Origin of the sequence: Bordetella genomosp. 5 (assembly GCF_002261475.1) — a bacterium.
Taxonomy (GTDB): Bacteria; Pseudomonadota; Gammaproteobacteria; order Burkholderiales; family Burkholderiaceae_B; genus Bordetella.
Map to the genome: position 1 here is coordinate 43514 of NZ_NEVN01000009.1, position 18277 is coordinate 61790.

Genomic DNA, 18277 nt, shown 5'->3' on the forward strand with positions numbered 1-18277 from the left:
CGCACTTTCATTTATGTTTACTCCGTTTGGCCGCGATCGAAAAGCTTCGACGCAAAAGAACTGCCCACCGTGTTTTTAAATGTTTTTCTAGTCTTATCTATTAACATTCGTTTGGCATTGGGGTTTACCCGGGCATTCGTAATATTGCGACAGCAAACCCGCAAGTTATATTCCCGTCTTATGTAATAAACGGAATTTATTCGCAATTATGCGATTAATGGCATACGTTTTCAGCAACTTGCGTGTCACGAGCCATTATATAAACCGGCCCCGTTTCCGGGATGTTGCGCATTGTGGCGGGTCCTTTTTGCTGGCAAGATGCAAAAAAATTCTAATGCGATACGTCCTGAAATAGTTCGATCGTTTTTCGGTCGAATGTCGCCGCTCCCCCAGGGGACTCCGTTTACTTTCTGTTTCCGATTGCGCCGATGAAGCCTTATCAGCCTGCACATAGAAGGGTCTTGAGATACTCGGTAGTCGCGGCGCTGACCGGTTGCGCGATTAATAGCTGGGCCGACGCGCCACTGCGTGGCAATCCGGTGGACTCATTACCGCAGGTGGAACGCCCGGCGCAGGCCCCGCCTCCCACCGTCGCGCCTCCACCCACGCCCGAGCAGCAGGCAATACAGGCGCGTCTGGCGCAACGCATCGTGCCGCGCAACTTCGACGTGGCCGGCGTGCATACCATCGAGTTCAGCGAGATATCGGCCTTTCTGACGCCGCTGGTCGGGAAAGAGATAACGGTGGGCGAGCTGGTACAGCAGACCGAGAAAATCACCGAGCTCTACCGCGAACGCGGTTATCCCTTGTCGTTCGCACTGGTGCAGAACCAGAACTTCGCCAACGGCCTGGTGGTCGTCACGGTGGTCGAGGGCTACATTCAGAACGTGCGGATCGAGGGAGATACCGGCAATGCGCAGTCCCGGCTCGAGTATCTGGCCGAGCCTCTGCTCGAAGAGAAGCCCCTGACCCGCGCCACGCTCGAACGCGTGCTCAATCTCATGCGCATCGTGCCCGGGGTGACGATCAATCCCGCGATGGATCTGCCGCGGCGCGCGGACGGCGCGACGGAGCTCGTCATCAATGCCAGCCTCAAGCGGGTGAACGTGAACGGCAACGTGGCCGACCTGGGCACCGGCATGCAGCCTCTCGTGAACGTGGGGACCAACAGCCTCACGCCGCTGGGCGAGCAGGTGAAGCTTACCGGCGCACTGCCGATCGGGCACAACGCCGTCACCTATTTCGCCGGCGAAGTCCGCGTGCCGATCGCCAACGACGGGCTTGCGCTGAAGATCGATGGCTACCATTACCAGGCCGAGCCGCAGGACGACGCGATCGAGATGCTGGGCTTCAACCGCAAGGTGACCAACGATCGGATCGGCGTCGCCCTGGCCTACCCCATCATCCTGAACAACCGCCGTTCCCTGACCGCGACGCTCGGAGCCTACGCGGCGAACTCCAAGGATCGCTACGACCAGAAGAACAGCGACAACTGGCTGCAGCAGGACACGCGCGTGCGCGCCGGCATGGCCGAATTGCGCTACATCGACGTGTTGCCCGAACGCACGACCGACGTGACGCTCGGCGTGTCGCACGGCTTCTCGGGGCTGGGCGCGAAGAAGTCCATCGAAACCAACTACGGTTACTCGGCGGACCCGGAGATCGATCTGCGCTTCACGCGCTATAACCTCAACGCCCGTCAGTCGTTCGAGTTGCCCGCCAAGTTCGGCCTGGTATTGAGCGCGTCGGGCCAATACAGCAGCAGTATCCTGCCCAGCTCCGAACAGGTGTCGTTCGGCAGCTGGCGCTATGGTATGGGTTATCCGCAGGGCGAGATCAGCGGCGACAAGGGCGTGGGCCTGTCGGCCGAGATCAACCGCCGCTTCGGCCTGGGCTGGCAGTATCTGAGCGCGGTCCAGCCCTATTTTCTGGTGGACTACGCGCGCAGCTGGTATAACCGCGCCGATTTGAAGCCGCTCGACAACAAGCACCTCTCCTCGCTCGCGCTCGGGCTGCGCTTCACCGACGATCGCTATTACCTGTTCGATTTCAATGTGGCCAAGCCCGTGGGCTCCGCGACGCTGAACGACAACGATCGTGACCTGCGCTTCAATGCGAATTATTCGCTGTTCTACGACGCGTTCTGAGCGTTACAAACGTCCGGCGTTACGTTACGCCGGACGTAACACCCCCGTAACACGTAACGACATTCGCGGAAAAACAACATTCGCGGCAGCGGGGAATTCGTCCGTTCGCGACGTGTTTTCTTCTCTCATTACATTCCAAAAAACACGCAAGCCATTGATTTAAAAGAAATTTTAAAAACCCAAAAAAGCGGATCGTCAATCTTTCGGCGGTATTCGAAAAAACTGGCATGAATTTCGCATAGGGATAGGTATCGGGCGGTTTAAAGGCCTGACTTACCAAACCCTAGGAGTGCATCATGCAAGCAAAAAATGTTCGCAACCGCCCGACCCGCTTCGCAGTAACGCTGATGTCCGTTGCGCTGATGGCAGCGCTCACCGCTTGCGGCGGCGGTGGCGGTAGCAAGCGCACGGCAGGCGTCGGTGGTGATAACGGCAGTATTCCCGGCGGCGGCGGCGGTGGCGGCCAAATGCCCGGCGGCGGCGGCGGCGGCAATAACCCCGGCGGTGGCGATAATCCTGGCGGTGGCGGCGGCGGCGGCGGTGGTGGTGGCGGCGGCGGCGGCGGTGATCCCACCACGCCCACCAATCCTCCCGTGACGACCGGTCTGCTGGAAACCACGCTCGGTAATACCGGCGGCGCCGTGGACAGCTTGCTTCCGCTCGGCACCGGTACGGCATTGGGCGGCGTGGGCAAGGCTCTCGACCCCACCCTCGCTCCGGTGGTCGATACGGTTGAAAACCTGACGCAAACGGTCGGCGCCCAGACGGGCCTCGGCACGCCGGTCGCCGGCACGCTGACCCAGGTGGGCGGCGCGGTCAGCAACCTGGGTGGCACCGTGTCTGGCGCCGGCCTGCCTGGCGGCCTCGGCACCGGCGTCGGCGGTCTGATCGACGGCCTGGGCAACACGGTTGCGGCCGCAGGTGGCCTGCTTGTCGCCGATCCGAAGAACCCCGATCCGCTCAAGAACGTCGCCAATGAAGCCACCAAGGCCGTGGCCGCACTGACCGGCGCCCTCGGTGGCCAGGGCGGTCTGCTGCAGCCCGTGAACAGCCTCGTGGACAGCCTGGCCGGCGGCGTGCTCGCCCAGCCGGGTCAGCCGATCCTGCAACCCGCCCTCGGCAACACCGGCCAGGCCGCCGACAACGTGCTCGGCCTCGGTCTGCAAGGCCCGCTGGCCGGCGTCGGCCAGGCGCTGGATCCGGCGGTCGCACCGGTCGCCGGCGCGGTCACGAACCTGACGACGCGCGTCGGTGACCAGACCGGTCTGGGTGCGCCCGTGGCCGGCCTGCTGAGCAGTGTGGGCGGAACGCTGGCAGGCGCCGGCTCCAACGTGCCGGGCGGACTGCCGGTCGGCGGACTGGACGGCGTGCTGGGTGGTCTGGGCAGTGCCGTGGGCGCCGCCGGCGGGCTGCTGCACGCGGATGCGGCCAATCCGAATCCGCTGGGAAAGGTGCTGAAGGACGCGACCGGCGCGGTGGCGTCCCTGACCGGCGGGCTCGGACTCGGCGGCAACGGCGGCCTGCTCAGCCCGATCACCGGCAATCTGGGGGTGGGCGGTCTGACGGGCGGCGCGGCCAACGGCGGCTTGCTGGCCCCTGTGACCGGCCTGCTGGGTGGTGCGACGGGCAATACCGGCGGCAGCGCGAATGCCGGCTTGCTGACCGGCCTGCTGGGCGGCACGAGCGGCGGTTCGGCACCGGCGAACGGCGGCCTGGTCGGCGGTCTGCTGGGCGGCGTGACCGGCGCGGTCTCGGGTGGCGCAACGGGTGGTACGACCGGGGGTGCTCCGGCCGGCAATAACGGCGGTCTGCTCGGCGGCCTGCTCGGCGGCGTGACCGGTGCCGTGTCGGGCGGTGCCACGGGTGGCGCCGGCGGTGCGGCCGCAGGCAACAACGGCGGCTTGCTGGGCGGTCTGCTCGGCGGCGTGACCGGCGCGGTCGCAGGAACCAAGGCGCCCGCCGCCACGGCTCCCGCACCGGCAGGCAACACCGCGACGGCGCCGTCCGGCGCCAGCAACGGCGGCCTTCTCGGCGGCCTGCTGGGTGGCGTGACGACGACGGCTTCCGGCTCGTCCGGCACCAGCGGCACGCCCAACGGTGGCCTCCTGGGCGGTCTGCTCGGTGGCGTCACCGGCGCCCTGAAGTAATCCACCCGCCCACGACCCCGCGCCCCCTGGAGCCGCGCCATGTACGAGTCCGAACGAATTGTGTCGCATGATCATCGACACGGTGACACCAGCGATCACTACGGCCAGTCGGCCAACCCCGACAGCGCCGCCGAGATTGCCCTGATCCTGAGCCGCCAGTTGTCGGTGTACATGGCCGCGAGCCAGGCGGCCCTGGCCGAGAAGCTGGGCATCTCGCTCACCGAGCTCAAGGCCCTGGACCTGGTCCAGGAGTTCGATGCCCTGCCGACCGGCCAGCTCGGCCAGTTGCTGGGCATCAGCTGGGGCGGCGCCACCGCCCTGATCAATCGGCTGGAGGCGGCGGGTTATGTGCAACGCGGCCGCCATCCGCTGGATCGCCGGGTGATCGTGATCCGGCCGGTGGCCGAGCGCCTGCGGGAGCTGGACCGGGCCCGCCGGGCGGCGACGGAAGAAGTGCAGTTTCTGAGCCGCCAGTACGACGCCCAGCAGTTGCACATCGTGCAGGCGTTCCTGGCGCAGTATGCCCGCACGCTGCGCCACGACACGCTGATGTGGTTGCAAAGCCGCCACGGCGGCATGCAGGACGAATCGCTTTAACGCTGTCCTGGGGTTCCGGCCGGACGGTTCCTGTCTCTCCCGCCCGGCCCCACGTTCACCCACCCTGTCCCAGTGCGCCAAGAAGCCTGGGACAGGTTTTTTTTGCGTACGCCGCGCGAGGGCCGGCTCGCGATCCGCTGCCGGACGCCGGCCGCCGGCCGCCGGGCGATCATCCGTTGCCGCAGGTCGACCGCCCAGCGATCACCCGCTGCCGGACGCCGTCAGGCCGGGGTGCCGAACTGCAGGCGCGGGACGGCGTCGAGCAGGCGGCGCGTCAGCTCGTGACGCGGCGCGTGCAGCACGGTGTCGGCAGGGCCGATCTCGGCGATCTGCCCGCCCGCCATGACGGCGATACGATCCGCCAGATACTCCACCACGCCGAAGTTGTGCGTGATGAAAAGGTAGGCGATGCCGAGCTCCTGCTGCAGCTCGCGCAGCAGATCGAGGATCTGCGCCTGCACCGACACATCGAGCGCCGAGGTCGGCTCGTCGCAGATCAACACGCGGGGCTCGACCGCCAGGGCGCGCGCGATCGCGATGCGCTGGCGCTGGCCACCGGAAAATTCGTGCGGATAGCGTGTGTAGGTGTCTTCGGGCAGCCCCACGCGCGTCAGCAGATGGCGGGCACGCGCACGCCGGTCGGCCTCGGCCATCTCGGGGCGCAGCGAGGCGATGCCTTCGTCGAGAATCTCGCCCACGCGCATGCGGGGATCGAGCGAGGCATAGGGGTCCTGGAACACGATCTGGATGTCGCGGCGCAGCGCCTGCAAGGTGCGGCGGTCGGCGTTCAGCAGATCGCGCCCGCCCAGCATGGCGCGGCCTTCGATATGCGCACCGTCGATCAAGCGGAGCAGGGCTTTGCCGGTGGTGGTCTTGCCGCAGCCCGATTCGCCGAGCAGCGCCAGCGTTTCGCCCGCGCGCAGCGTGAAACTCACGCCATCGACCGCCTTGATCCAGGCGTGCGTGCGACGCAGCAGCCCCTTGCGCACCGGATAGTGCACCTTGAGGTCCTGGACGTCGAGCACCACGCCGGGGTCCGCGGGACGCGGACTGGCGCTGCGCGGCGCGATGCCGGGCGGCGGTGGCGACAAGGGCCGGCCGCGCTTTTCGAAGGTCGGGATCGCATCGAACAGCTGGCGGGCGTAGGGATGGCGCGGCGCCTCGAAGAACTCGGCCGCGCTTGCGCTCTCGACGATCTCGCCATGCCGCATCAGCGCCACGTGCTGGGCGACGTTGCGCACCACGGCCAGGTCGTGCGTGATCAGCAGCACCGCCATGCCCATCTCACGCTGGATGTCGGCCAGCAACTGCAGAATCTGCGCCTGCACGGTCACGTCGAGCGCGGTGGTGGGCTCGTCGGCGATCAACAGGCGGGGCTCGGCCGCCAGCGCGATGGCGATCATCACCCGCTGCTTCTGGCCACCCGAAAACTGAAAGGGATAGTCGTCGACACGGCGCTCCGGCTCGGGGATGCCGACGCGGCGCAGCCAGTGGATCGCCCGCTCGCGCGCGGCCGCGCCGCGCAGACCGGTGTGCGCCGTGAGCGTCTCGACGATCTGATCGCCCACGCGCATCACCGGGTTGAGGCTGGTGGCCGGCTCCTGGAAGATGATGCCGATCTGGCCGCCCCGCACGCGCCGCATGCCCGCTTCGGACAGGCCGTTGAGGTCGGTACCGCCGAGCTCGACCTGGCCCGCCACCACGCGGCCCGCATCGGGCAGCAGACGCAGCAGTGCCAGCGCCGTCATGCTCTTGCCGCTGCCGGACTCGCCCACCAGCGCGAAGGTCTCGCCCTGGGCGATCGCCAGTGCCAGGCGCTTGACCACGTGCGACAGGCGCGTCTCGCCCGCGATCACCACGTCGAGGTCACGCACCTCGATCACGTTCTCGGGATGGCTCATGGCAGGGTCCTCTGGAGCGCGGCGCGGGCCGGCTTGTAGCGCCGGCTGCGCGGGTCGAAGGCATCGCGCACGGCATCGGCGAACAGATTGGCCGACAGCACCAGCGCCAGCATGAACAGGAAGGCGGTCATCAGGTTCCACCAGATCATGGGTTCGCGCGACATCTCGAGCCGCGCGCTGTCGATCATCGACCCGAACGAGTTCATGCCCGGATCGACGCCGATACCGAGATACGACAGCACGGCTTCGTAGAGCACCAGCCCGGAGAACTCCAGCACCACGGTGATGAGCACGATGTGCATGACGTTGGGCAGCAGGTGGCGCAGGATGATGCGCCAGTGCGAGACGCCGAAGGCGCGCGCCGCCTGCACGTATTCGAGCTCGCGCAGCTTGAGCGCTTCGGCGCGCAGCAGCCGGCACAGCGCGGACCAACCCGTGAGGCCGAGGATCATGCACAGCAGGAACAGCCTCAGATCGGCGCGGGCCGCCGAGGTATCGAAAAGCTCGGAGTGGTTGTCGATGTAGACCTGCATCATGAGCGCGCAGGCCGCCACCAGCAGCACGCCCGGAATCGAGGTGAGCGTGGTGTAGATGTACTGGATGACGTCGTCGACGCGCCCCTTGAAGTAGCCCGCCGCGAGCCCGAACAGAATCGCGGGCGGCAGCATCGCGATCGTGGTGAGGCTGCCGATCACCAGCGCCGTGCGCACGCTCTTGAGGGACTGCCACAGCACGTCGTTGCCGATGCGGTCGGTGCCGAACACGTGATAGACGCTGCCCAGGGCCGCCACCACGCCGATCACCAGGCACAGCGCGGTGAACGTGATGCCCATGGCCCGCCACGGCGCATCGGTGTGCCCGCGCAGCACCGCGCCCGGCGTGACGCCGCGGCGGCGCAACAGCGCGAGCGCCAACAGCCAGCCCGCGAGCGCGACGGCGGCGCCGGCCGCGAGACCGGTGCCGGCGCGCTGGCGCACATCGGGCCAGCGTTCGGTGGCGGGGTCTTTCAGGTGCACGCCGCCTGCCCGCAGACGCGGAAAATCCCGCACCGGCTGGCCATCGACGATCATGCTTTCCTTGAGGAACTGGTGCGTGGCGAGCGGCATCGAGTAGTTGCGCTCGGGCTTCATCAGCGCCGTATTTTCGAGCAGGCCGTCCAGCACGGATTTGACGGCGGGCGCGTAGGCCTTGGGCGCATCGGGCGCCGCGTTGGGCGCGGGCGGCAGGAGCGGCCGGTAGTGCATCGAATCGAGCAGGCCCACCATAACGAAGCAGACCAGGATCAGCGCGGAGCTCATGGCCGGCGCGTCGTGCCACACCCGGCGCCAGGTGGCCCGCATCGCGGGGCTGCGGCGCACGCGCCAGACATAGCCGAGCACCGCCAGCACCATCAGGAACAGGGCAACGTCGGTCCACAGAAAAACAAGTTGTGGCATGGCGCTTTACTCGAAACGGACACGCGGGTCGGCCAGCGTGTAAGAGATGTCGGCGAGAATCAGCCCCACGATGTAGAGGGCCGATCCGAGAAAGACCATGGCGCGCACGATCGAGAAATCCTGCGCATTGATGGCATCGATGGTGTAGCTGCCCAGGCCCGGAATACCGAAGAACGACTCCGCGATCAGGCTGCCCATGAAGAGCAGCGGAATCGCCGAGACGGTGCCGGTGAGGATGGGCAGCATGGCGTTACGCAGCACATGACGAAACAGCACGATGCGCTCGGACAGCCCCTTGGCGCGGGCCGTGCGTACGTAGTCCTTGCCGATTTCTTCGAGAAACAGCGTGCGATAGAAGCGCGCTTCGGGGCCCAGCCGCGATATCACCGCCACCAGTACCGGCAGCGCCAGGAACTTCACCATATCGAGCCCGCCGGCATAGCCCGAATAAGGCACCAGCCGCCAGAGCTTGGAGAACAGCCACTGGCCCGCGATGATGTAGAAGAGGCCGGAGATCGATAGCAGGATCACGCACAGCACCACGCCCCAGAAGTCGAGGCGGGTCGCTCTGAAAAACACCAGCGTGAGCGAGAACACGATGCTGGCGAACAGCCCGAGCAGAAAGGTGGGAATCGCGAGCGCCAGGCTGGGGCCCATGCGGTCGCGGATCTCGCGGCCGATGTCGCGCCCGCCATCGGAGGCGCCGAAGTCCATCACGAGCAGCGGCACCGAGCGCTGGTAGAACACGGTATCGGTGTAGCGCTGCAGGCCTTCGGCCTGGCTGTTGTACATGAGCGGCTTGTCGTAGCCGCGCTCGGCCTTCCAGCGATCGACCGCCTCCTGGCTGGTGCGCTGGCCGCCGATCGCCAGGCGCGCCATGTCGTCGGGCGTATTGACCGCGAAAAACAGCAGAAACGTGAACAGGTTCACGCCGATCAGAATGAGCACGCCATACATCAGGCGGCGCAGGATGTAGGCGGTCATGCTTGCTCCTTGGCCTTGCGCGCGGACTGGTCAGCCGTGCCGAAGGCCGTCTGCCGCTCGCGGCGCTTGAGCGCCACATAGGCGGGCAGGATCGCCAGCAGCACGAGCGCCACCAGCAGGATCAGCCAGCGCCACACCGGGCGATTCCATTCGTCGATCTTCTCGACCCGCAGCGCGGGATCGACCTTCAGGTACTGCAGGGTGTTGCGCACCATCTGGGTGGGCTTGGCGTTGCCCACCCACTGTTGGTATGCCCCACCCGATTTCGGGAAGTAGCCGAACATCCAGGGCGCGTCGTGCCGCACCAGTTCGACCATGCGCGCGATGATCTGCGCTTTTTCCGGACCGTCGTCGAGAAACTTCATCTGCTCGAACAGCCGGTCGAACTCGGGGTTGTCGTAGTTGGCGGCGTTTTCGCCGTTCTTGCCCGCCTTGGCGTTGGGACCGTAGAGCAGGAACAGGAAGTTCTCGGCGTCGGGGTAGTCGGCATTCCAGCCCCACAGGAACAACTGCGCGGTGCCACGCCGCATCTTGTCCTGGAAGCGGTTGTAGTCGGTGGAGCGCACGTCCATCTGGATGCCGATACGGGCGAGTTGCCGGCGCAGCCAGTCGAACTGCGGGTTGCCGCCGGCGCCGGTCATGGCGTCGTAATAGATCACCAGCGGCGCGCCGGTCTGGGCATTGCGGCCGTCCGGGTAGCCGGCCTCGGCCAGCAGACGCTTGGCGGTGTCGATGGACTTGCGCCGCGGCTTGCCGTCGACGAGGTCATAGACCACCGGGTTATAGCCCTCGGGCGGCGGCACGTAGCCCAGCACGCCGGGCGGCACCGGCCCGTTGGCGACCTCGGCCTGGCTGTTCTCGAACACGGCGACGTATTCTTCCCAGTCGACCGCGATGCTGATGGCCTGGCGCAGCTTGCGGTTTTTCTCTTGCTGTTCGGGGGTATCGCCCCGCCCGACGACCGGGTCGAGCCAGTTGAAGCCCATGTACCAGTTGGAGGTCTCGACGGTGGTGGGCAGCTGGATGCCGTGATCGCGGTACAGCTCGGCCTTCTCGGGCGAGTCGCCGGCCGCCACCAGCATGGCCACGCCATACTCGCCGCGCTCCACCTGCGGCACGTCGTAGTAGCCCTGCAGGAACTTGCCGTTCAGTGGCACGGCTTCCTTCTCGATCGAGAACACGACCTTGTCGAGGAAGGGCGTGGGCTTGCCGCAATCGGCCAGCAGGCCCGCCTCGCGGTCGCCCGGCTCTCCCTCGCAGGGGTAGGCCTCGCCGTGGAAGTTGGGATTGCGCACCAGCACATGACGCCAGTTGGTGATGGACTCGCCCAGCATGAACGGCCCCGTGCCCACGGGCCAGGTGTTGAGCGAGAGGTCGTGCGCGGCCATGCCGGGCTGGCTGTAGAAGCGATCCGCCTCCCAGGGCACCGGCGCGGTGAAGGTCATGGCGAGCCAGTACTTGAACTGCGGATACTTGCCTTTGACCCGGATGCGCAGCGTGTGCGGGTCGAGCGCCTGCACGCCGTCGAAGCCGTCGGGCTCGCGCAGGTCGAGCCACGGCAGGTCGCGCGTGCCCGGCTCGATGCCCTTGCGCAGCGCCTCGTCGCGCTGGCGCAGGCGCTTGCCGTAGTCGTCGAGGCCGATCACGTAATCGGCCATCAGCGAATAGATCGGCGAGGCCACGCGCGGACTGGCGAGGCGCCGGAACGCATACACGTAATCGTCGGCCGTGAGCTCGCGCGTGCCGGTCTCGGGAAAGTCGGGGATGTAGAACTTGTCGTCGAGCTCGCCCGGCGCCAGCGGGAAGTACTTGTACGCGCCATCGGCGCCGCGCGCGAACGCCGGATGCGGCTGGAAGCGGGTGTCGGGCCGGATCGCGATGTCGTAGCGGCTTTCGGCGATCTGTTCGCCGGGCGCGTCGTCGGGCAGCACCTGGCCGTTGGCGTCGAGGTAGACCGGGTGCGCGATCTCGGCGGCGGCGCGCGGAATCAGCTCGTAGGGCCGCTTGAGATAGTGATAGCCGTAAAGCGGCTCATAGATGTTGTAGGTGTAGGCCGTTTCGTCGGTGGAATACGACTGCGCCGGATCGAGATACTTGGGCGAGCGCTTGACGAAAGCGGTATAGAGCGCGTTATCGGCCATGGCGCCGGCCGCATAGGGGCTGTTGATCGGGTTTTCACGCGAGCAGCCCGCCAGCATTGCCACCAGGACCAGGAGCGTCGCGCCCCGCCGCCACATCGAATTCATCTATGCCTTCCTGATAATTGCTGGCGCAAAGCATAGCAAAGGCCCGCCCGGCGCCGTATCGGGGGTATCACGGCCACGCGCCTCAGCACTTGCCCTGCTTCCAGCAGTCGTAGCGCCACTTCCAGGGCTCGATCGCACCGGCGTCCTGCCACAGGCCCAGCCGGGCATCGCGCGCCTGGCGCTGCATTGCGACCAGCGCGGTATCGCGCAGGTAGTCGCCGCGGCGCGCGGTATAGGCCCAGGCATAGCCCGCCTGGACCTGCGCCCGGTTGGCCGAGTTGCCGTCGGGCAGCATCAGGGCGCAGAGGTCGCGTCCGTATTGATCGCGCTCGTAGCACTGCGCGGTGAGCGCGCGGCCGGCCACGAGCCTGGACAGATGCTCGCGCGAGGCCTGGCCGTGGGGCTGGCCCGGTTCGGCGCTGCCGTGGCCCGTCTCGGGCGCATCGATGCTGTCGAGCCGGAGCCGCCGCTGGCCCTCGGCGGTGCGCAAGGTGACGGTATCGCCGTCGGCCACGTTGACCACGGTGCCCTCGAGCTGATAACTGCCGGTGGGAACGGCGCCGGCGCCGGCCGCGGGCCGCGCGCCGGCCTGCGAGCCCGGTGCCGCCGGAGCCGGAGGGGTGTCGGGCGCGGACGAGCCGCCGAACTGCTGATACAGACCGGCGCCCAGGGCAATCAGAAATCCGATCAGCGCGGGCGCGCCACGGCGGAGCATGCGGTTCAGGGGCGGTGCGTAGCCACGACGACGGGCCATGGGCGGAATCTCTCGAAGGGAAACGCCCGCAGTGTGCCACGCCGGGCGGGGTCATGGCGCATGACGTATGCGCACAAGCGCACGCGCGCCCGGCACGCCCCCGACGCCCTGCTACAGCCAGCCCGAGCGGCGGAAGCGCCAGTACAGAACCGAGCAGGCCACCGCGATGGTGGCCAGGGTCACCGGATAGCCCCACGGGCTCTTGAGCTCGGGCATGTATTCGAAATTCATGCCGTAGATACCGGCGATGGCGGTGGGAACGGCCAGGATGGCGGCCCAGGAGGCCAGCTTACGCGTGGTGTCGTTCTGCTGGCCCTGCCCGATCATGAGGCTGGCTTCGAACGCGAAGGCGAGCGCTTCGCGCAGCGCGCTGATGAGCTCGTCGACCCGCAGCACGCGATCGGCCACCTCGCCGAAATACGGCCGCGCGTGTTCGTCGACCGCCGACATCTCGACCCGCGACAGCCGCCGGCAGATCTCGGCCAGCGGCGAGATGGCGTTATGGATGCGCAGCAGATCGCGCCGCTGGCGGTACAGCCTGCGGATGTCGGAATCCTTGGCGCCCCTGATGAGCAGCTTCTGCTCGGCGTTTTCGACCACGTGTTCGAGCTTGTTGACGGCCACGACATAGCGGTCGACCAGCCAATCGAGCAGCTCCGACACCACGTAGTCGCTGCCCCGCTTGAGGATCTCGGGGGCGGCCTCGAGGCGCTCGCGCAGCGCCGTGTGGGCCGACAGCGCGCCGCGCCGCACGGTCACGAGAAAGCCGTCGCCGATCAGATATTGGGTTTCGCCGAAGACGGGGCGGTCGGCCTCGACCTCGACCGTGATCGCCACCACGAGCACCATGTTGCCGTAGTCGATGATCTTGGGCCGGCGGTGCGGCTCGAGCATCTCTTCACGGTTTTTGTCGCACGCGCCCATCGTGTCGGCCACATAGGCGAGCGTTTGCGGGCTGGGATCGCGCAAGCCGATCCAGAGCATGTCGTGCGTGCCGGTGGCGTACTGGCCGAGATCCGAGAGCGGGACCTCGCGCGCGCGCCGGCCATTCTGGTAAGCCACCGACGCCACGACTTCGGTGGCGGGCTGCGGCGTAGGGGCCACATGATCATCCGTTGGCATACGCCCTCCTCTGGCTGCGGGCCCGGCGTCTGACCCGCGCCCGGCCTGCGAGTCATGATAGCTCAGGAGAACAGCTTGCGTAGACGTTGACCCACGTCGATCGCGGGCGCGCCGGTGGCGCCCAGACCGCGGCCACGATCGAACGGCAGCGCGGGCGGATGCGGCAGATGTTCGAAGAGCGGCAGCATGGCATCGGTGATGAAGCGCGTGCGCGCGCCGTACACATGCTTGTCGCCCATGCCCGTCTGGTTGTGGACATAAAAGCGCTGCGGCACGATCACCTGCAGGCGCTCGCGGGCCCGCGTCATGGCCACATACAGCAGGCGCCGCTCTTCTTCGATCTCTTCCGCCGTGTCGGTGGACATGTCCGAAGGAATGCAGCCGTCGACCGCATTGAGCAGGTACACGGCCTTCCATTCCTGGCCTTTGGCCGAATGAATGGTCGAGAGGATCATGTAGTCTTCGTCGAGCAGCGGCGTACCCGACTCGTCGCTCGTGGCCGAGGGCGGATCGAGCGTGAGCTCGGTGAGAAAGCGCTCGCGGCTGGGATAGCCCCCCGCCAGGCGCTGCAGCTGCTCGAGATCGGCGCGCCGCACGCGGGCATCGTCGAACAGGCGCTCGAGCAGCTCGCCATACCAGCCCAACGCCACCTCCACATCGGCGGGCCAGCCGAGCTGCGGCGAACGCAGCCGGGTGTATGCCTGCACCAGCGCCTGCCAGTCGTCGGCCGCGGCCGACGGCACCTTGAACGCGGCCAGCGTGGCCACGGGGTCGGCGGACTCGGCCAGCGCATCCATCAGCTTGCCCGCGGTGGCCGGCCCCACGCCCGGCACCAGCTGCGTCACGCGAAAGCCCGCCATGCGCGAACGCGGGTTCTCGGCCCAGCGCAACAGCGAGAGCAGGTCTTTGATGTGCGCCGCCTCGAGAAAGCGCAGACCGCCGAATTTCACGAAGGGAATGTTGCGCCGCGTGAGCTCGAGCTCGAGCGCGGCGCTATGACTGGCGGTACGAAACAGCACGGCCTGCGATTTGAGCGTCTGCCCCTCTTCGCGGCGCGCCAGCACCTGGTCGGCGATCCAGCGGGCCTGACCCGCCTCGTCGCTCACGCTCACGAGCTCGGGCCGCTGGCTCGACGCACGATCGGTCCAGAGTTCTTTGGCATAGCGCTCGGGCGCCAGGGCGATCACCGCGTTGGAGGCGTCGAGAATGGGCTGCGTGGAGCGGTAGTTGCGCTCCAGCGTGATGACGTGCGCGCCCGCGCCTACCTGCTGCGGAAAATCGAGGATATTGCGCACGGTGGCCGCGCGAAAGCCATAGATCGACTGTGCGTCGTCGCCCACCACGGTCAGGCCGCGCCCGTCGGGCTTCATGGCCAGCAGGATCGAGGATTGGAGCCGGTTGGTGTCCTGGTACTCATCGACCAGGACATGATCGAAGCGCGCGCCGATGTCGGCCGCCAGCGCGGGCTCCTGCATCATCTCCGACCAGTACAGCAAGAGGTCGTCGTAATCCAGAATCTGCTGGTCCTGCTTGGCCGCCATGTACCCCTGGAACAGGCGCTTGAGCTCGGCCTCCCATTGGGCGCACCACGGAAACGCCTGCGCCAGCACCTCGGCCAGGGGCAACTGACTATTGATCACGCGCGAGTAGATCGACAGGCAGGTGCCCTTGAGCGGAAAGCGATTCTGCGTGGCCGACAGCCCGAGCTCGTGGCGCACCATGCCCATCAGGTCTTCGGCGTCGGCGCGGTCATGCACCGTGAACGCCTCGGCCAGCCCGATACGATGCGCGCAATCGCGCAGCAGCCGCGCGCCCACGCTGTGAAAGGTGCCGGCCCAGGGCAGCGAAGGCGCATGCTGCGACGCGCCCAGCCGCATGATCTTGCGCAGCACGCCGCCGATGCGGCGCTCCATTTCCTGCGCGGCGCGGCGCGAAAAGGTGAGCAGCAGCAGGCGTTGCGGATCGGCGCCGTTCTGGATCAGATGGGCCACCCGGTGCGCCAGCGTGTTGGTCTTGCCGGAACCGGCGCCGGCGATCACCAGCAGTGCCTGGCCCGGCGCCGCGCCGGGCTGCACGCCGAACTCGGCGGCCGCGCGCTGCTCGGCGTTGAGCTCGGCCAGAGGATCGGGCGCATGCTGACCGGGTAGGTCGGGGGCAGGAACGGGGGGCAGGCCGGAGGCGGCCGGCGAGGCGGGGTCGGACATGAGCGGTAGGCAGGAAAGACGGACGGCAATACAACTGTATATTTATACAGAATAACGGAAAACGCGCCGCCGCCCGGAATCGCCCTCGCCGGGCCTGCCCGGCCGGCTCATTTCATCGACATGTCGCATCGCATCCTCACCGGCACCGCCTCCTGGACCGACCCCACCCTGCTGGCGTGCGGGCGCTTCTATCCGCCCGACGCCCGCGACGCCGCCAGCCGCCTGCGTTTCTACGCCTCGCGCTTCAGGATGGTCGAGGCCGACGCGGGGTTCTACGCCCTGCCCGACCCCACCCTGACCCACACCTGGACGCAGCGCACACCGCCCGGTTTTGTGTTCAACATCAAGGCCTTCCGGCTGTTCACCGGCCATGCCACGCCGGTGGCGGCGCTGCCGCGCGAGATGCGGCGCGACCTGGCGCTCGATGACGCCCCGCGCGATGCCGTGCTGTACGACAACCAGATTCCCGACGACTGGATGCGCGAGCTGTGGCAACGGCAGTTGATCGCGCTCGAGCCGTTGCGCCAGTCCGGCCAGTTCGGCGCGCTGCATCTGCAGTTCGCGCCGTGGGTGCGGCGCGATGCGCGTGGCCGGGCGCGCGTGCAGGCCGCGGTCCGGCACGCGAGCGACGTGCTGACCAGCGTGGAGTTTCGCCATCGCAGCTGGTTCGACGGCGCCGCGGCGTGCCGCGACACGCTCGCCTTCGAACGCGAGCTCGGCGTGGTGCACACGGTCGTCGATGCGCCGCAGGGCTTCGACAACACCGTGCCCGACATCTGGGAAGCCAGTCACGACGCGCTGGCGCTGGTGCGCCTGCATGGCCGCAACAGCGCGGCCTGGAACAATCGCGCCGGGGCGTCGTCGTCGCGCTTTCAGTATGAGTATTCGCCCGAAGAGATCGCGGACCTGGCCCGCCGCATCGCCGAGCTGTCGCGGCGCACGCGGCAGACGCATGTGGTGCTCAACACCAATTACCAGGACCAGGGCATGACGAATGCGGCCAATCTGAATCGCGCGCTTGCGTTGCAGCCGGTGTGACGGCCAGCCCCGGCACAAGTGCGGCGCAAACGCGGCGCGGGCGCTGCGCGGGCGCGGCGCTACGCCGCGGTACGCGCGGCCGCCGGTGCGTCGGCGCGTGACGCGGGCCCGCGGCGTGCCACCTCGGCAAGGCTGTCCAGCACAATCTCGAACTTGCGTGCGATCTGGTTCTCCGGAACGCAGGCATACCCGAGCAGCAGGCCGTGGCGCACGGGCTCGCCGGCCGTGTAGTAGCGCGACAGCGCGCGCGTGAGCACGCCCCGCTCGCGCGCCACGTCGACCACGGCGGAGTCGTCCATGTCGGGCGGCAGGTTCAGCACCAGGTGCAGCCCCGCATCGCTCGAATCGCGATGCAGCCAGCCCGCGCCCAGCCGGCGGTCGATCAGGTTCACCAGAATGGCGCGGCGGCGCCCGTACAGCATGCGCATGCGACGGATGTGCGCCGCATAATGGCCTTCGGAGATGAACGTGGCGAGCGCCGCGTGCGTCATCAGATGGCCCTCGCGATAGAGCTCGGCGTGGGCCGCCTGGAAGGCCGGCGCGAGCATCTTAGGCAACACCAGATAGCCCACGCGCAGACCGGGATACAGCGTCTTGCTGAACGTGCCCATGTAGATCACCGGCGCATCGGCCTCCAGGCCCTGCAGCGATGAAATCGGGCGGCCCGAGAAACGGAACTCGCTGTCGTAGTCGTCTTCGATGATCCAGCTGCCCCAGCCCCGCGCCAGGGCCAGCAGCTGGCGCCGGCGCGCCAGCGACATCACCGAGCCGAGCGGATACTGATGCGACGGCGTGACGAAAATGAACCGCGGCGGCACCGCCACCGGCTCGCTGGGCAGGCGCATGCCCTCCTCGTCCACCGGCAGCCCTTCGGTGCGAATCCCGTTGGCGGTGAGCACCGTGCGCGCGCCCCAATAGCCGGGATTCTCGATCCAGGCCGTGTCGCCCGCGCCGCCCAGCATGCGGGTGGTGAGATCGATGGCCTGGTGCGAGCCTTCGGTGATGATGATCTGGTCGGGATCGCAATCGACCGAGCGCGTCAGCGCGAGGTATTGCGCCAGCGCCTCGCGCAGGGCGGGCAGCCCGCCGCCATAGGCGTAGGTCAGCAGATCGGGGGTGGGCTTGCGCCAGAGTGCGCTGAAGATGCGGCCGAACTTGCGATGCGGAAACTCGGTCACGTCCGGCACGCCCGGCATGAACGCGCCCCACTGAAACGGCGAGGCCGAGGCGCCGTGCACGATGCGCGCGCCGCGCTCGGACAGCGCCGCGTGCCCGCGCGGCACATCGGTGTGCCGTTTGCTGCGGCCTGCCGACAAAAAGGTGTCGGGCAGCGTGTCGGTCACGAAGGTGCCGTTGCCCTGCCGGCTGCGCGTGTAGCCCTCGGCCTGCAGCTGGCTATAGACGTGGACCACCGTGTTGCGCGCGATGGCGAGCTCGGTGGCGAGATCGCGCGAGGCCGGCAGCCGGGTGTCACCGGCGAGCGTGCCATCGAGGATGGCCTCGCGCAGCGCGCGGTAGAGCCGCTGGTTCATCGGCCCGTCGGTTACGTCCCCGAGCCTGAGCTGCAGCATGTCGCCGACGATGGACCTCAATTGGTTCTACCTGATTTGTAAAAGTGGTTCCTACGGATGGGGCCATCTTAGCATTAAAGTATCGCCATCCCCGCCCTGTCGGGCGATACGAATCCTGTCTGCCGCGACC

The 18277-nt window shown here is 67.4% G+C and carries 12 protein-coding genes; 4 read left to right on the forward strand and 8 right to left on the reverse strand.

Translation table 11 applies throughout. The features are described 5' to 3' along the window. Positions 1–428: 428 nt before the first annotated feature. The 3 genes from CEK29_RS16620 (at position 429) to CEK29_RS16630 (ending at position 4891) form a co-directional block, all read left to right on the forward strand. Entirely contained in the window at positions 429–2147 is a 1719-nt protein-coding gene (locus CEK29_RS16620; protein ID WP_094802291.1) for a ShlB/FhaC/HecB family hemolysin secretion/activation protein, read from the forward strand. Positions 2148–2443: 296 nt separating this feature from the next. Next, positions 2444–4294: a collagen-like triple helix repeat-containing protein gene (locus CEK29_RS16625; RefSeq protein ID WP_094858749.1), complete on the forward strand. Its 1851-nt coding sequence runs from the start codon at positions 2444–2446 to the stop codon at positions 4292–4294. Positions 4295–4333: 39 nt separating this feature from the next. Further along, on the forward strand, positions 4334–4891 hold the full coding sequence (locus tag CEK29_RS16630) for a MarR family winged helix-turn-helix transcriptional regulator (RefSeq protein WP_094802293.1): 558 nt from the start codon (positions 4334–4336) through the stop codon (positions 4889–4891). A 221-nt stretch (positions 4892–5112) separates the two neighbouring features. On the opposite strand, the gene CEK29_RS16635 is transcribed toward CEK29_RS16630, so the two are convergent. The 7 genes from CEK29_RS16635 to CEK29_RS16665 all read right to left on the reverse strand — a co-directional run bounded on the left by CEK29_RS16635 (position 5113) and on the right by CEK29_RS16665 (position 15538). After that, the gene (locus tag CEK29_RS16635) at positions 5113–6792 is read right to left on the reverse strand and encodes an ABC transporter ATP-binding protein (protein WP_094858750.1); all 1680 of its coding nucleotides are present in this window, start codon (positions 6790–6792) and stop codon (positions 5113–5115) included. Then, entirely contained in the window at positions 6789–8228 is a 1440-nt protein-coding gene (locus CEK29_RS16640) for an ABC transporter permease (protein WP_094858751.1), read from the reverse strand. Before CEK29_RS16640 ends, CEK29_RS16635 begins: the two co-directional genes overlap by 4 nt. Positions 8229–8234: 6 nt before the next feature. Further along, on the reverse strand, positions 8235–9212 hold the full coding sequence (locus CEK29_RS16645) for an ABC transporter permease (protein ID WP_094802296.1): 978 nt from the start codon (positions 9210–9212) through the stop codon (positions 8235–8237). Next, the gene (locus tag CEK29_RS16650) at positions 9209–11458 is read right to left on the reverse strand and encodes an ABC transporter substrate-binding protein (RefSeq protein WP_094858752.1); all 2250 of its coding nucleotides are present in this window, start codon (positions 11456–11458) and stop codon (positions 9209–9211) included. The genes CEK29_RS16645 and CEK29_RS16650 overlap by 4 nt, the downstream gene beginning before the upstream one ends. A gap of 82 nt (positions 11459–11540) precedes the next feature. Then, on the reverse strand, positions 11541–12212 hold the full coding sequence (locus CEK29_RS16655; RefSeq protein ID WP_255176178.1) for a thermonuclease family protein: 672 nt from the start codon (positions 12210–12212) through the stop codon (positions 11541–11543). 111 nt (positions 12213–12323) lie between these two features. Continuing rightward, entirely contained in the window at positions 12324–13334 is a 1011-nt protein-coding gene (locus CEK29_RS16660) for a magnesium and cobalt transport protein CorA (protein ID WP_094858753.1), read from the reverse strand. Between the two features lie 62 nt (positions 13335–13396). Continuing rightward, on the reverse strand, positions 13397–15538 hold the full coding sequence (locus CEK29_RS16665; protein WP_094858754.1) for an ATP-dependent helicase: 2142 nt from the start codon (positions 15536–15538) through the stop codon (positions 13397–13399). Positions 15539–15658: 120 nt separating this feature from the next. On the opposite strand from CEK29_RS16665, the gene CEK29_RS16670 reads away from it, so the two are divergent. Beyond that, positions 15659–16576: a DUF72 domain-containing protein gene (locus tag CEK29_RS16670; RefSeq protein WP_094858755.1), complete on the forward strand. Its 918-nt coding sequence runs from the start codon at positions 15659–15661 to the stop codon at positions 16574–16576. Positions 16577–16635: 59 nt separating this feature from the next. Here the strand turns inward: CEK29_RS16670 and pdxR are convergent, their stop codons facing one another. Further along, positions 16636–18168, reverse strand: a complete 1533-nt coding sequence (gene pdxR, locus CEK29_RS16675; protein ID WP_369597740.1) for a MocR-like pyridoxine biosynthesis transcription factor PdxR — start codon at positions 18166–18168, stop codon at positions 16636–16638. Positions 18169–18277: the final 109 nt, after the last annotated feature.

What these genes read in the sequence shown, in the direction of transcription:
- CEK29_RS16660 (WP_094858753.1), bottom strand. Translation starts at nt 13,334, where the DNA reads ATGCCAACGGATGATCATGTGGCCCCTACGCCGCAGCCCGCCACCGAA.
- CEK29_RS16635 (WP_094858750.1), bottom strand. Translation starts at nt 6,792, where the DNA reads ATGAGCCATCCCGAGAACGTGATCGAGGTGCGTGACCTCGACGTGGTG.
- CEK29_RS16665 (WP_094858754.1), bottom strand. Translation starts at nt 15,538, where the DNA reads ATGTCCGACCCCGCCTCGCCGGCCGCCTCCGGCCTGCCCCCCGTTCCT.
- CEK29_RS16655 (WP_255176178.1), bottom strand. Translation starts at nt 12,212, where the DNA reads ATGGCCCGTCGTCGTGGCTACGCACCGCCCCTGAACCGCATGCTCCGC.
- CEK29_RS16670 (WP_094858755.1), top strand. Translation starts at nt 15,659, where the DNA reads ATGTCGCATCGCATCCTCACCGGCACCGCCTCCTGGACCGACCCCACC.
- CEK29_RS16630 (WP_094802293.1), top strand. Translation starts at nt 4,334, where the DNA reads ATGTACGAGTCCGAACGAATTGTGTCGCATGATCATCGACACGGTGAC.
- CEK29_RS16625 (WP_094858749.1), top strand. Translation starts at nt 2,444, where the DNA reads ATGCAAGCAAAAAATGTTCGCAACCGCCCGACCCGCTTCGCAGTAACG.
- CEK29_RS16645 (WP_094802296.1), bottom strand. Translation starts at nt 9,212, where the DNA reads ATGACCGCCTACATCCTGCGCCGCCTGATGTATGGCGTGCTCATTCTG.
- CEK29_RS16620 (WP_094802291.1), top strand. Translation starts at nt 429, where the DNA reads ATGAAGCCTTATCAGCCTGCACATAGAAGGGTCTTGAGATACTCGGTA.
- CEK29_RS16640 (WP_094858751.1), bottom strand. Translation starts at nt 8,228, where the DNA reads ATGCCACAACTTGTTTTTCTGTGGACCGACGTTGCCCTGTTCCTGATG.
- CEK29_RS16650 (WP_094858752.1), bottom strand. Translation starts at nt 11,458, where the DNA reads ATGAATTCGATGTGGCGGCGGGGCGCGACGCTCCTGGTCCTGGTGGCA.